The organism is Chitinivorax sp. PXF-14 (genome assembly GCF_040812015.1).
Classification (GTDB): Bacteria; Pseudomonadota; Gammaproteobacteria; order Burkholderiales; family SCOH01; genus JBFNXJ01.
Genome location: NZ_JBFNXJ010000015.1, coordinates 1 through 13,527, shown reverse-complemented (window position 1 = coordinate 13,527; position 13,527 = coordinate 1). Strand labels below are relative to the sequence as shown.

The following is a 13,527-nucleotide window of genomic DNA, read 5'->3' as shown; positions in this document are numbered from 1 at the left end:
CAAGCCGGCCCCTGCCTTGCATTCTGAAGGGCCTGGCCTCGGCCGGCGGGCGCCAGCCAGAGGCTGTCCGGCCGCTACTGCCCCAGCCCGCCCACCTGGCGTGCCAGATAGCTTGCGTAGTTGTCGGTCATGCCGCCGATGAAGTCGAGCACGCGCATGTAGGCGTGGTAGAGCGACCAGTCGCGGCCCGGCACGTTGTGTTCCATCAGGTCGAGCGTGCGGCGGGCGCGGAACGACAGCGTGCCGCTGGTCTTGAGCTGGTACACGGCGTTGAAGAACGGCTCCAGCAGCATGTCGAGCGTGGTGTAGGCGCCGACCTCGACCTCGACCTTCTGCCGCGTGTTGAAGATGTCGGTGCGCGCGAGCTGCTTGGCGGTGTTGAGGCTATCGGTGATGTGTGCGGGGCAGGCGCGCAGGATGTCGTGTTCCATTTCGCCCGCGAGCAGCGCATCGTGGTTGGCGACGAAGGCCTGGGCCACGGCGTTGACCATGCGCTGGATCGCCTGGCCGCGCAGCAGCGAGATGCGCCGCCGCGTGGTGGGCGATTCGGCGAGTTCGTCGCGCAGTTCGGTCGAATCGCCGATGAGGCTGATCAGGATGGGCTCGACCTGCTCGTACTTGAGCACGCCGATCTCGATGCCATCTTCGAGGTCGAGCAGCGCGTAGCAGATGTCGTCGGCTGCCTCCATCAGGTAGGACAGTGGGTGGCGCGCCCAGCGCCGTGGCGCGAGCTGCGGCAGGCCGAGGCGGGTGGCGACGTCTTCGAGCAGCGGGGCTTCGGCCTGGTAGCACGAGAATTTCTGCTTCTGCCCGGTATGCTCGACCGTCCATGGGTACTTGAGCATGGCACCGAGCGTGGCATAGGTCAGTCGCAGCCCGCCGTTGAAGCGGTGGTTCTCGAGCTGGGTGATGACGCGGAAGCCATGCGCATTGCCCTCGAAGGTCTGCAGGTCGAGCTGCTCCAGCGCCGATAAGGGCTCCAGCAGATAGGCCTTGTCCGTCTGGCAGAACCAGTCGCGGATCGCATACTCGCCGGCGTGCCCGTAGGGCGGGTTGCCGATATCGTGGGCCAGGCAGGCTGCCTGCACGATCGCGCCGATGTCGTGTGGCGCGATGTGGGCCGGCAGCCTGTCGTGAATCAGCTGGCCGACCATCATGCCCAGGCTGCGGCCGACACTCGCCACCTCGATCGAGTGCGTGAGGCGCGTGTGCACATGATCGTTCTCGGTCAGCGGGTGCACCTGGGTCTTGCGCCCGAGCCGGCGAAACGCGCTCGAGAACACGATGCGGTCGTGATCCTTGTGAAAGTCGGTGCGGCCGGCATCGGTGCGGCCGGCATCGGGGCCGGCGGGCTTGGTGTTGCACAGGCGCTCGGCGGAGAGCAGCGTGTGCCAGTTCATCTGGGTCATGGGATCGGGCTTGACAGGGGCGAGGGGCGCCCCGTACATTCGAGGCATCGCGCCAATTTGAACACAGCTTGCGGGCGCGCTACAAATACAGCTAAAGCGTGGTGAGATGGAATCATTCCCGAACCCCGCTTTGCATCGCAAGCGGGGTTTTTGTTTATCGCGGCTCAATGTCGGGCCGCTCGCGCCGATTTAATGGACAACTTGCGGGGCGCCATCGAAATACCGCTAAAGCGTCGCCTAGGGAACTTGCTTCCGGGCGCGCCTTCCAAGCTGCTTGAAGGAGCAACCATGTTTGACTGCTATCTCGACGAATCCCGACTCGTTTCCTCTGTCGCCCAACGCCAACCGCGCGAGCCCGAGCCGCAGGGCGTGCGCCGCGGCCATCCCAAGAGTTATCTGGCGCTGAGTTTTACCCGCCGCACCGAAAGCAGCGTGCGCCAGCAGTTGCTGCAGCAGATCGCCAAGCTGGTCGCCGAGCCGATCGAATACGTGCATGGCGACTACCATGTGCGCGCCGTGACGCTCGAGCAGGCGCTGCAGATCAACCGCCTGGTGGCCGACCAGGCACATCTCGAAGTCCACGTCGTGGCGGGGCGCCCGGCGCTGGTGTAGGGCTGCGGCCGGCAAGCTGCCGGTTTCCCGACTGGTAAACTTTCCGGCTTCGGGCGACACTAATGCGTTTTGTCGTTGCCAGAACGCATGCCGCAAACCCCTCCCTTGCCCAGTTTTCCGGCCGAGAGCCGCGCCATCCTCAAGCTCGCGGGCCCGATCATCGTCGCGCAACTGGCGCAGACGGCGATGGCCTTTGTCGATACTGTGATGGCCGGCCGCGTATCGCCCGCTGACCTGGCTGGCGTGTCGCTCGGCGCGAGCATCTGGATCACCATCTCGCTCAGCTTTACCGGCATCCTGCTCGCGCTGAGCCCGCTGGTGGCGCAGGCCTACGGCGGCAAGCGCTATCACGAGATCGGCCCGATCATGCGCCAGGGGTTGTGGCTGGCGCTGGCGCTCGGGCTGTTCGCGGTGCTGCTGCTCAAGCTCGGCACGCCCGGCATCCTGCGCCTGGCCAAGGCGGCACCCGATGTGGCGGAGAAGACCGAGGGCTTCATCGACGGCGTGATCGTCGGCCTGCCGGCCTTCCTGATCTACAAGGTATTCCACAGCTACACCTCCAGCCTGTCGAAGACCAAGCCGATCATGGTGATCAGCGTGCTGGCCTTGCTGCTCAACATCCCCGCCAACTACGTGCTGATCAACGGCCTGTTCGGCCTGCCCAAACTCGGCGGCGCCGGCTGCGGCTGGGCCACGGCGCTGGTGTGCTGGTTCTCCCTGTTCGCGCTGATCGCCTATACCTCGCGCCGTGCCTTCTACCGCCAGTTCGAGCTGTGGCGCCACTTCGAGTGGCCGCGCTGGGCCGAGCAGAAGCGCCTGCTGCGGCTGGGCCTGCCGATCGGGCTGACCTATCTGGCCGAAGTCAGCGTGTTCACCATCGTCGCGCTGATGCTGGCGCAGCTCGGTGCGAGCGTGGTGGCCTCGCATCAGATCACGCTCAATTTCTCGGCCCAGACCTATATGTTGCCGTTCGGCGTGGCGACGGCGTTGACCGTGCGTGTCGGCCAGCATGTCGGGGCCGGCAACTACGCGCACGCGGCGCATACCTCGAAGGTTGGCATCACGCTGGTGCTGCTGCTCGCCTGCGCCACCGCGCTGCTGATCCTGCTGATGGCGCCGCAGATCGCGGCGATGTACACGCCAGACAAGGCGGTGCAGGCACTGGCGGTGACCCTGCTGCTGTTCGCCGCCGCCTACCAGTTGCCCGACGCGGTGCAGGTCAGCGCGACCGGCGCGCTGCGCGGCTACAAGGTGACCACGCTGCCGATGGTGATCCAGGTGCTTGCCTTCTGGGTGGTCGGCATCTTCGGCGGCTACATGCTCGGCCTGCACGGCGTGCCATTCGTGAACGATGGCACGCCGCTCGGCGCGCCGGGCTTCTGGTGCGCGCTGGTGCTGTCGCTGACGGCCGCGGCCGTACCCCTGTTGTGGTATTTGGTGCACGTCGCCAGGCGCTATCGCTGAGCCGGCTATAATGACGCCTTTTGCCCTGGAGCCGCCGTTGAGCCAGCCCCTGATCGAATCCAACGTCTCGCTCAAGCCCTTCAATACCTTCGGCGTCGACGTGCAGGCTGCCGGCCTGGCCCATCTCGCGTCGCTCGACGAGCTACGCGCCGTGCTGGCCGACCCCGCATGGCAGGGCGTGCCGCGGCTGGTGCTGGGCGGGGGCAGCAATATGCTGTTCACGCGCGATTTTCCGGGGTTGGTGCTGCGGGTCGAGCTGCAGGGCCGCACCAAGGTCGATGAAGACGCGCAGGCCGTCTACGCGCGCGGCATGGCAGGCGAGAGCTGGCACGATTTCGTGCAATGGACGATCGCGCAAGGCTGGGCCGGGCTCGAAAACCTGTCGCTGATCCCGGGCACGGTGGGCGCCAGCCCGATCCAGAATATCGGCGCCTATGGGGTCGAGATTAAGGATTGCTTCCATTCCCTCGATGCCATCGAGCTCGCCACCGGCCAGCTCAGGCAGTTTTTGCTGGCCGACTGCGCGTTTGCCTATCGCGACAGCGTGTTCAAGGGTGCGCTGGCCGGGCGCTACCTGGTCGTCAGCGTCACCTTCCGGCTGCCGAAACAGCCCTGCTGGCACACCGGCTACGGCGAGATCCAGCAGGAGCTGGCGACACGGCAGGTGACGGAATTGTCGGCGCGCGCCATCGCCGACGCCGTCATCGCCATCCGCCGCCGCAAGCTGCCCGACCCGGCCGAGATCGGCAATGCCGGCAGCTTTTTCAAGAACCCGGTGGTCGAGGCGTCACTCGCCGCCGCCTTGCGCGAGCGCTTTCCGGCGCTGCCGGCCTATCCGCAGCCCGATGGCCGCAGCAAGCTCGCCGCCGGCTGGCTCATCGACCAGTGCGGCTGGAAAGGCCGCAGCCTGGGTGCCGCAGGCGTGTACGAAAAGCAGGCGCTGGTGCTGGTCAACTGCGGCGGGGCGAGTGGTGCCGACATCTGGCGGCTGGCCGAGGCGATCCGTGCCTCGGTCTACGAGCGCTTCGGCGTCGAGCTCGAACCCGAGCCTGTGCGCTGCTGAGGCGTACCTGATATTTCGTCAGGCATATTCATTTGCGATGGCGGGCTGCACCGCCAATAATGTTCAGTCGCCTCAGTAGGATAGCTGCACGGTCATCTGGCCGGGGCGCCCGATCGACAGCCCGGAATGAGAGGGCATCCATGCCCCCGTTGTCACAAAAACAATTGGAGATTCGCCTGAGCGGGCCCATCGCCGATGGCGAGCGGCTCGCCTGCCTGCTGGCGCTGGCCGAGCGCGTCTTCGCCGGCAACCCTGCGCTTGCGCTGAATGTCGCGAGCGATGCGCTGATGCTCGCGGAGCGCCTGGGCGATGCCGTCTCGGCATGTGCCGCACAATGCTGGCGCGGCGTCAGCCTGCTGCTGGCAGGGGAGCCGCAGACCGCGCTTGGCGTGCTCGAAGCCGAGCTCGAACGCGCCGCCGCACTTGGCGTAAAACGCTGGTGGGGCGAGGCGCAGCACGGGCTGGGGCTGGTCTACGACAACCTGGGCCTGTACGACGAGGCGCTCAAACGTCTGTATGAAGCCTATCGTGCCTTTGACGAGGCCGGCGTGGTCGAGCGCCGCCTGGCGGCTTCGTATCGCATCGGCGTGATTTTCTCGCAGGTCGGCAAGACCGAAGAGGCGCTGGCCCACCAACGGCAATTGATCGAGGAATGCCGGGTGCTGGGCATGGACGGCTATCTGACCCGGCCGCTGGTGTGCATCGGCATCACCTTGCGCAAGCTCGGCCGCCATGCCGAGGCCTTCGAGGTGTTCGACGAGGCGCTGGCCCACGATGCGCGCGAGCCGATGCCCGGCATGGCCGAATCGACACGCTACAACCGGGCGCGCGTGATGCACGACCTGGGGCGCGTGCAGGAGGCCGAGGCGGAGCTGCGCACCGTGTTGCCGACGGTCAGCGCCGCCGGCATGGCGGAGCTCGAATTGCTGATCCGGCTCGATCTGGTGCGCCTGTGTATCGCCAACGGCCGCTATGGCGAGGCCGAGACGGACCTGGCGTGGGCGCTGGCCCAGGCCGAGCGCGGCCAGCTCAAGCCGTTGATGGCCGACACCTGCCGCGCCTACGCCGAGTTGTACCAGGTGCAGGGCCGTTACGAGCCCGCCTACCGCTACCTGCTGCGCTTTCACGATATCGACAAGGACGTGTTCAATGAGCGTTCCGAACACAAGTTCCGCTCGCTGCAGATCGGCTTCGAGGTCGAGAAGACGCGGCGCGAGACCGAGCTGCTGCGCGAGCGCCACGCCGAGCTGACCAAGGCGAACGAGGAGTTGCGGCGGGTGGGCGAGTTGCTGTTCAAGACCGACCGCGAGAAATCGCGCCTGCTCGCCGAGCTCGAACGCCTCTCGGTCACCGATGCACTGACGGGCCTCTACAATCGCCGCCACCTCGACAATGCACTGGCGCAGGAGCTGGAGCGCAGCCACCGCTACGGTCATACCCTGTCGCTGGCCATGTGCGATGTCGATCATTTCAAGCTGGTCAACGACCGCTTCTCGCACCAGACCGGGGATGCCGTGCTGCGCACCATCGCCTTGCTGATGCGCGAGCAGCTGCGCGATAGCGACATTGCCGCCCGCTTCGGTGGCGAGGAATTCGCGTTGATCCTGGTCGAAACCGACCTGGCCGGCGCGCACGAAGTCTGCGAGAAGCTGCGCCAGAGTATCGAGCGCTACGATTGGCAGGCGGTGCATGACGGGCTGTCGGTGACCATCAGCATCGGCCTCGCCGAATTCCACTGCGGCGAGAGCATCGACACCCTGGTCGGGCGTGCCGACCACGCCTTGTACGAGGCCAAGCATCGCGGCCGCAATCGCATCTGCATGGATTAGCGCTGTCATTCCTGCTACTTGCTGAAATCCACAATTGCCGCGCGGACATGATGAGCGCATAAGGTGCGCTTCCGGCGCGACCGGCGCCGCAATCCTCAGTGGAGAATGCAATGAAGCTATGGACACGTCTGTTGCTGGTGCTCAGCCTTGCCGCAGCAGGGCTGGTGCAGGCCGATGACCTCGACGACATCGTGAAACGCGGCGAGCTGGTGGTGGGAGTAAAGGATGCAACCCCCCCTTTCGGCGTGCTGGACCAGAAAACCAGGACCGTCTCGGGCTATGACGTCGATTTCGCGGCCGGTATCGCGCGGCGCCTGAATGTGAAGCTGCTGGCCAAGCCTGTCGATTCAGCCGATCGCATTCCCTTCCTGAAGGACCGGAAAGTCGACCTGGTCCTCGCCACGATGACCAAGAATGCCGAGCGTGAAGCGCAGATCGACTTCAGTTACGGCTATTTCGTCACAGGGCAGAAATTCCTCACCAAGCAGGGGCGTATGCATGATCTGGTCGACCTGGAAAAGGCGACGCTCGGCACGGTGAAGGGGTCAACCTCCGAAAAGCAGGTGCGCAAGGCCCTGCCCAATGCAAGTATCGTGCTGTTCGAGGATTATCCGGAGGCGGTCAAGGCGCTGACGGACGGCAAGCTCGATGCGGTGACGACCGATGAGCCGATTCTGGCCGGCTTGCTGAACAAGCTGCCGAACAAGAAGCAGTACGAAATCCCCAACGTACCGCTGTCGCTGGAAATTTACGGGGTCGGCATACACAAGGGCGAAAAGCGCCTGCAGAAGGCCGTCAACGACGCATTGCTGGACATGGAAAAAACCGGCGAGGCCACCAAGATATTCGATCGCTGGTTTGGTCCGAACACACCCAACGCCATGCCACGGATATTCGTCATCCGCAGCAACTGAGCGATGTTCGACAGAAAAGGCCGCGGCAAGCGGCCTTTTTTTCGGCCCGACGAAGATGCCGCAGCGAGCCTGCATTTAATGCGCAACGCGTTATACTAGCGCTGGGACCCTTATCATATAAGAACAACAGTGCCTGTCTCGCTCGAGGAACTCGAACAACATCTGAACTCGGCCGCCAATGCGGCTGAGCGGCTGGCTGCCGCGCTGGCGCTGGCCGAGCGGCTGCAGCAGGCCGACGCGAGGCGCGCGCAGGCGCTCGCGGACGAAGCCATCGAGCTGGCAGCCTCGCTCGACAGGCCCGCCGAGCTGGCCAGGGCACATTACTTCAGCGGTTTTGCCCATCACTACCAGGGAAACGCCAGCGAGGCCTTGTCCCATCTGCAGGCGGCCCAGCGCGCCGCAGAGCAGGCCTGCGATCGAGAATGGCTGGGTATGGCCCGCCGCGGCATCGGCATCATCTACGATACCTGTGGTCTCTACGATCAGGCGCTGGAGTGTTTTCTCGAAGCGCTCGCGCTGTTTCAGCAGGTGGGCCTGCCCGCGCGCGAACGCATGGCGGCCAACAGCATCGCAATCATTTATTCCCGCACGGAACGGCGCTGCGAGGCCATTGAACAGTTCCGCCTGCTTGCAGACCAGTTTGGCGTCGCAGGACAGATCAAGGATCAGGCCTGCGCCCTGTGCAATCTTGGGGTCGATCTCGGCAAGGAAGGGCAGGCTGACGCCGCGCTGGTGGCGCTGGGCCAGGCCGAACAGCTATTGCACGGCCACGGTGCGGACGGACTGCTGGCCGCGATCCGCGCGAATCGCGCCAGCACCTTGAGCGTATTGGGCCGCGCGGTCGAGGCTTTGTGCCTGCTGCGCGACGTCATCCCTGAGCTGGTCAGCCATGGTATGACGGTCAGCGAAATCGACGCACGGGTGCAGCTTGGCCGCCTACTGATCGAGAGCGGCCACTACGGCGAGGCAGAGGTCGAGCTGCAGATGGCTCACGAAATGGCGCTGGACGGGCAGATGCCGGAGTTCCTGCAGGACGCGCAGCGCGTGCTGAGTGGCTTGTACAAGCGCCAGCGTCGTTTCGAGCTGGCGCTCGAATACAGCGAGCGCTACCACACATCCGAACGCGTGATGTTCAACGAACGCTCCGATCGCAAGCTCAAGCTGCTGCAGGCCCGCGTCGACCTCGAAAACGTGCGCCAACAGATGGAGCTGGAACGGCTGCGCCACACCGAGCTGGCGCGGGCGCATGAGGAGCTGCAGCGGGCCAGCCGCGCGCTGTTCGAGGCAGACCGCGTCAAGTCGGCCCTGGTGTTGCAGCTCGAACAACAAAGCATGACCGATCCGCTCACCGGCATTCACAATCGCCGCTACCTCGATCGCCAGCTGGCGCAGGAATTCGAGCGAGCACGGCGCTACCGGCACCCGCTCACCGTGGCGGTGTGCGACATCGATCATTTCAAGCACATCAACGATCGCTTCTCGCACGCGGTGGGAGATGAAACCATCAAGGCAGTCGCGCAACTGCTGCGCAGCCATGTGCGCCAGTCCGATATCGTCGCGCGGTTTGGCGGCGAGGAGTTTGTGCTGGTGTTCATCGAGCTGGGGCTGGAAGACGCGGCGGCGGCGTGCGAAAAGGTCCGCCAGACGGTGCAGGCCCATCCATGGCATCACATCCACCCTGACTTGTCGGTGACGGTCAGTATTGGCGTGGCGCCTGGCCACGAGCATTTCAATCACGAGAAGATGTTGTCGGCCGCGGACTTGTGCCTTTACGCGGCCAAACACCAGGGGCGCAACCGTGTCTGCAGCGATGTGCCGGCGGTCAACTGAAGGTGCGCCGCTGCGGCTGTCTGACAAGCATGTATAATTGCGCCATTTTTTCGCAAATCCTCGCGAACTCCGCATAGCATTCAATGATTCAGAAACTGATCCGCCGCGTGTTCGGCAAGCGCAAGAGCGGCAAACCCACTGGCCCGGTCGTCGTCCCCGTGCAGCAGCACGGCATCCAGCGCAGCGAGATCGCATCGAGCGCGCTCAAGGTGACCGACAAGCTGCAGGAGGCCGGTTACGAGGCCTATGTCGTGGGCGGGGCCGTGCGCGACCTGCTGCTCGGCAAGCATCCCAAGGATTTTGACGTTGCCACGAGCGCCACACCCGAGCAGGTGCACGCGCTGTTCCGGCGCTCGCGCATCATCGGCAAGCGTTTCCGCATCGTCCACGTGACCTTCGGCCGCGACGAGGTGATCGAGGTGACGACGTTCCGTGGCGATTCCGACGGCCAGGTGACCGACGATGCCGGCCGCATCCTGCACGACAACGTCTGGGGCAATCAGGAGCAGGATGCCCGCCGCCGTGACTTCACCGTCAATGCACTCTATTACAACCCCGCGACCCAGGAAGTCATCGACTACCACCGAGGCATGGACGATATCGCCGCAAAGCGCCTCGCCATCATTGGCGACCCGGTGCAGCGCTTCCGCGAAGACCCGGTGCGCCTGCTGCGCGCGGCACGCCTCGCTGCCAAGCTTGAATTGACCATCAGCGAGGAAACCCGCAAGCCGATTGCCGGCATGGGCGAGTTGCTGCAGAACGTGCCCGCCGCACGCCTGTTCGACGAGATGCTCAAGCTGCTGTTCTCGGGCCATGCCTGGCAGTGCCTGCACCAATTGCGTGAAGAGGGCCTGCACCATGGCTTCTTCCCGCTACTCGACGTGATTCTCGAGCAGCCCATGGGCGAGCGCTTCGTGCAGCTTGCGCTCGACAACACCGACCAGCGCATTCGCGAGGATAAGCCGGTGTCGGTCGGCTTCTTGTTCGCCGCGCTACTGTGGCACGAGGTGTTGGCTGCCTGGAAAGATCGGCAGGCCAAGGGCGAGCTGCCTACCCCCGCGCTGTTCGATGCGATGGATCAGGTGCTCGAAGTGCAGGAAGAAAAGCTTGCGATCCCCCGTCGCTACAGCGTCACCATGAAAGAGGTGTGGGCCCTGCAGCCGCGCTTCGAGCAACGCGCTGGCAAGCGGCCCTTCCGTCTGCTCGAGCACCCGCGTTTCCGTGCCGGCTATGACTTCCTCGCGTTGCGCGCCGAGAGTGGCGAGGCCGATACCGAGCTGGCGCAATGGTGGGAGCGCTTCCAGGTCGCAGAGGGCAGCGAACGCGAGCACATGCTGGTCAAAGAGGATGGCGCGCCCGCCAAGAAGCGCCGCCGTCGCAAGCGCAAGCCCAGTGAGCCGGCCGTCGAGGCGGGCGGTGACGCAGGCGGCAACGAGTGACCTTGCAGATCGCCTTCGTGGCGCTGGGTGCCAATCTCGATGCCCCGTCTGCTCAGGTATTGGCCGCTATCGATGCGCTCGATGCGCTTGACCACACCCGGCTATTGAAGGCTTCTCCCCTGTACTGCAGTGAGCCGGTCGGTTATCTCGATCAGCCGGAATTCGTCAATGCGGTGGCAATGCTGGAAACGGCACTCGCTCCGCAAGCACTGCTGGATGCGCTGTTCCAGATCGAGCAGCGCTTCGGCCGGGAGCGCAGCTTCCGCAATGCACCGCGCACACTTGATCTCGACCTGTTGCTGCATGGCGAGGCGGTCATCGAGACGGCGGCGCTGACGCTGCCGCACCCGCGCATGCACGAGCGTGCGTTCGTCTTGCTGCCATTGCTCGATATCGCGCCAGATTGCATCATTCCCGGCTGCGGCGCGGCAGCCGATTATCTGGCAGCTTGCACGAGCCAGCGTCTGCAGCGTTTGGAAGGATAGTCTGTGGATTTGGAGCGCTGCCCCTACATCGTTGTCGAAGGCGTCATCGGCGCAGGCAAGACGACGTTGGCACGCAAACTTGCGGAGCACCTGCGCGCGGCCACCTTGCTCGAACAGCCGGAAACCAATCCCTTCCTGTCCAAGTTCTATCAGGATCCGGCCCGCTATGCCCTGCCGGCACAGCTATCGTTCTTGCTGCAGCGGGTGGAACAGCTGGGGCAGCTGCAGCAGCTGGATATGTTCGCAAGCCACGCCGTTTCGGACTATCTGCTCGCCAAGGACCTGCTGTTCGCTGAGCTCAATCTGAATGATGAAGAGCTACGGCTGTATCGCGCCATCTACCAGCTCTATGCCCCCAAGGCCCCCACACCAGACCTGGTGATCTACCTGCAAACGCCCGTGGCGATTGCCTTGCAGCGTATCCAGCAACGTGGCAACAGCTATGAGGCAGGCATGTCCGAGGCCTATCTGCGCCGCTTGGGTGACAGCTATAGCCGTTTCTTCCATGGCTATGAAGACGCCCCGCTGTTGATCGTCAATGCTGCCAACCTCAATTTTGTTGATAGCGCCGAGGATTTTGAGTTACTTTTGCAGTGCACCAAACAGATGCGAGGCCGGCGAGAATTTTTCAGCAAAGGCTGAGTGTCGGCAGCTAACATAGCAAATGAGCGAGTCAAAACAACTACTATTGAGCAATCGCTTGATAGGTGGAAGGAAATGATGCGGACAACCATAAGCAGCCTGCAGAAAATGGCCCACGAAGGCCAGAAGATCGCCATGCTGACCTGTTACGAGGCCAGTTTTGCTACCTTGATGGATGAAGCAGGGGTTGATGTCCTGCTGGTGGGGGATTCCCTGGGTATGGTCGTGCAGGCCGAAGACAGCACCTTGCCCGTCACCCTGGAGCAGATGGAATACCACACGCGCTGCGTTGCCAAGGGCGCAAAGCGGGCATTGATCGTTGCCGATCTGCCGTTTGGGGCTTACCAGGAAGGCGAAGCACAGGCATTCAGATCATCCGCCCGTTTGATGCAGGCCGGTGCGCACATGGTCAAGCTCGAAGGCGGGGCGGTGATGGTCGATACCGTTCGTTTCCTGGTCGAGCGCGGCATTCCAGTCTGTGCCCATATCGGGCTCACGCCACAGTCCGTGAACCAGCTCGGCGGCTATAAGGTACAAGGCAAGACCGAGGAACAGGCGTGCCAGCTCAAGGCCGATGCCTTGGCCTTGCAGGAAGCGGGCGCCACGATGGTGGTGCTGGAAGCTGTCCCGGCAAGCCTGGCCAAAGAGGTTAGCGAATCCCTCGATATGCTGACCATTGGCATTGGCGCAGGCGTTGAATGTAGCGGGCAGGTGCTGGTGATGCATGACATGCTCGGCATCTACCCAGGTAAAAAAGCCCGGTTTGTGAAAAATTTCATGCAAGGAGCGGAGTCGATCCAGGCTGCGGTCCAAGCATATGTTGGTGCGGTCAAGGCGAAAACCTTCCCCGCAGAAGAACACTGTTTCTGATTCTGGATGGCCATGAAAGTCCTGCATACCATCGCCGAATTGCGCGAATTCCGTAAGACTGCCGGCAGGGTCGTGTTCGTGCCCACCATGGGCAATCTGCACGAAGGCCATCTGTCGCTGATTCAGCTTGCCAAGCAGCATGGCGATGCTGTCATTGTCAGCATCTTCGTCAACCGGCTTCAGTTTGGCCAGGGCGAAGATTTCGAGCGCTATCCACGTACGCTGCGCGACGACTGTGCAAAACTCGAGAGCGTCGGCACGGCCGCGGTGTTTGCGCCTGACGAAAACGAGTTGTATCCGCACCCGCAACATTACTGCATCGAGCCGCCGTCGATTGCCAACGAGTTGTGCGGCGCCTTTCGACCGGGACACTTCCGCGGCGTGACGACGGTCGTGACCAAGTTGTTCAATATCGTTCAGCCTGACGTCGCTATCTTCGGTAAAAAGGATTACCAACAATATTTCGTACTGAGGGATATGGTGCTGGATCTCAATATGCCGATCACCATTATTGGTGCCGAAACCGGCCGTGCCGATGACGGCTTGGCGCTCAGTTCGCGGAACGGTTATTTGAGCTCGGAGCAAAGGGGCGAGGCGCCGCGTATCTACCGGAACCTGCAGCGCATCCGCGACGCGATTGGCAATGGCAGCCGCAACTATGACGAGCTCGCGCTACAGTCGGTAAGCGAGTTGCGTGAGCATGGCTGGGATGTCGATTACGTCGAGGTGCGTGACGCCGAAACCTTGGGGCGGCCGAGTACGGCATCCACGCACCTGGTCTTGCTTGCCGCGGCAAGGGTGGGCGCGACCCGCCTGATCGACAATTTGGAGGTTCAGCTGTAAAGCTGAGAGCGGTACAAACAAAAAGCCCCGGACATACGCCGGGGTTTTTTGTTTGTGTCGTCGAAAATTTACTCGACGCTTTTCTTTTATCTGCCATGGGGTTAGCTGGTTTTCCCCGTGGCGGCTG

12 protein-coding genes are annotated in these 13,527 nt (G+C 63.4%); 11 read left to right on the top strand and 1 reads right to left on the bottom strand.

From position 1 onward, the window contains the following. Positions 1-74: 74 nt before the first annotated feature. Complete coding sequence (locus tag ABWL39_RS16580) at positions 75-1,409, bottom strand: deoxyguanosinetriphosphate triphosphohydrolase (protein ID WP_367793788.1); 1,335 nt, start codon at positions 1,407-1,409, stop codon at positions 75-77. A gap of 288 nt (positions 1,410-1,697) precedes the next feature. On the opposite strand from ABWL39_RS16580, the gene ABWL39_RS16575 reads away from it, so the two are divergent. From ABWL39_RS16575 to panC, 11 genes are all read left to right on the top strand, one after another. Continuing rightward, the gene (locus ABWL39_RS16575) at positions 1,698-2,021 is read left to right on the top strand and encodes a hypothetical protein (RefSeq protein ID WP_367793785.1); all 324 of its coding nucleotides are present in this window, start codon (positions 1,698-1,700) and stop codon (positions 2,019-2,021) included. Positions 2,022-2,108: 87 nt separating this feature from the next. Further along, entirely contained in the window at positions 2,109-3,485 is a 1,377-nt protein-coding gene (locus ABWL39_RS16570) for an MATE family efflux transporter (protein WP_367793782.1), read from the top strand. A gap of 10 nt (positions 3,486-3,495) precedes the next feature. Next, positions 3,496-4,548 (top strand): UDP-N-acetylmuramate dehydrogenase, encoded by a 1,053-nt coding sequence (gene murB, locus ABWL39_RS16565; RefSeq protein ID WP_367793779.1) that lies wholly within the window; start codon positions 3,496-3,498, stop codon positions 4,546-4,548. A gap of 140 nt (positions 4,549-4,688) precedes the next feature. Continuing rightward, positions 4,689-6,377, top strand: a complete 1,689-nt coding sequence (locus tag ABWL39_RS16560; protein WP_367793776.1) for a diguanylate cyclase — start codon at positions 4,689-4,691, stop codon at positions 6,375-6,377. 110 nt (positions 6,378-6,487) lie between these two features. Next, positions 6,488-7,291 (top strand): ABC transporter substrate-binding protein, encoded by an 804-nt coding sequence (locus ABWL39_RS16555; protein WP_367793772.1) that lies wholly within the window; start codon positions 6,488-6,490, stop codon positions 7,289-7,291. A gap of 129 nt (positions 7,292-7,420) precedes the next feature. After that, a complete protein-coding gene (locus ABWL39_RS16550; RefSeq protein WP_367793769.1) occupies positions 7,421-9,121 on the top strand; it encodes a diguanylate cyclase in 1,701 nt (566 codons plus the stop codon). Between the two features lie 83 nt (positions 9,122-9,204). Continuing rightward, entirely contained in the window at positions 9,205-10,560 is a 1,356-nt protein-coding gene (gene pcnB, locus ABWL39_RS16545) for a polynucleotide adenylyltransferase PcnB (protein WP_367793766.1), read from the top strand. Then, complete coding sequence (folK, locus tag ABWL39_RS16540) at positions 10,557-11,045, top strand: 2-amino-4-hydroxy-6-hydroxymethyldihydropteridine diphosphokinase (protein WP_367793763.1); 489 nt, start codon at positions 10,557-10,559, stop codon at positions 11,043-11,045. The genes pcnB and folK overlap by 4 nt, the downstream gene beginning before the upstream one ends. Before the next feature lie 3 nt (positions 11,046-11,048). Continuing rightward, positions 11,049-11,687 carry a deoxynucleoside kinase gene (locus ABWL39_RS16535; RefSeq protein ID WP_367793760.1) on the top strand — a complete coding sequence of 213 codons (639 nt, stop codon included), beginning with the start codon at positions 11,049-11,051 and terminating at the stop codon, positions 11,685-11,687. A gap of 78 nt (positions 11,688-11,765) precedes the next feature. Further along, a complete protein-coding gene (panB, locus tag ABWL39_RS16530; protein WP_367794048.1) occupies positions 11,766-12,557 on the top strand; it encodes a 3-methyl-2-oxobutanoate hydroxymethyltransferase in 792 nt (263 codons plus the stop codon). Positions 12,558-12,569: 12 nt separating this feature from the next. Next, positions 12,570-13,400: a pantoate--beta-alanine ligase gene (gene panC, locus ABWL39_RS16525; protein ID WP_367793757.1), complete on the top strand. Its 831-nt coding sequence runs from the start codon at positions 12,570-12,572 to the stop codon at positions 13,398-13,400. Positions 13,401-13,527 lie beyond the last annotated feature (127 nt).

What these genes read in the sequence shown, in the direction of transcription:
- ABWL39_RS16580 (WP_367793788.1), bottom strand. Translation starts at nt 1,409, where the DNA reads ATGACCCAGATGAACTGGCACACGCTGCTCTCCGCCGAGCGCCTGTGC.
- ABWL39_RS16575 (WP_367793785.1), top strand. Translation starts at nt 1,698, where the DNA reads ATGTTTGACTGCTATCTCGACGAATCCCGACTCGTTTCCTCTGTCGCC.
- ABWL39_RS16570 (WP_367793782.1), top strand. Translation starts at nt 2,109, where the DNA reads ATGCCGCAAACCCCTCCCTTGCCCAGTTTTCCGGCCGAGAGCCGCGCC.
- murB (WP_367793779.1), top strand. Translation starts at nt 3,496, where the DNA reads ATGACGCCTTTTGCCCTGGAGCCGCCGTTGAGCCAGCCCCTGATCGAA.
- ABWL39_RS16560 (WP_367793776.1), top strand. Translation starts at nt 4,689, where the DNA reads ATGCCCCCGTTGTCACAAAAACAATTGGAGATTCGCCTGAGCGGGCCC.
- ABWL39_RS16555 (WP_367793772.1), top strand. Translation starts at nt 6,488, where the DNA reads ATGAAGCTATGGACACGTCTGTTGCTGGTGCTCAGCCTTGCCGCAGCA.
- pcnB (WP_367793766.1), top strand. Translation starts at nt 9,205, where the DNA reads ATGATTCAGAAACTGATCCGCCGCGTGTTCGGCAAGCGCAAGAGCGGC.
- panB (WP_367794048.1), top strand. Translation starts at nt 11,766, where the DNA reads ATGCGGACAACCATAAGCAGCCTGCAGAAAATGGCCCACGAAGGCCAG.
- panC (WP_367793757.1), top strand. Translation starts at nt 12,570, where the DNA reads ATGAAAGTCCTGCATACCATCGCCGAATTGCGCGAATTCCGTAAGACT.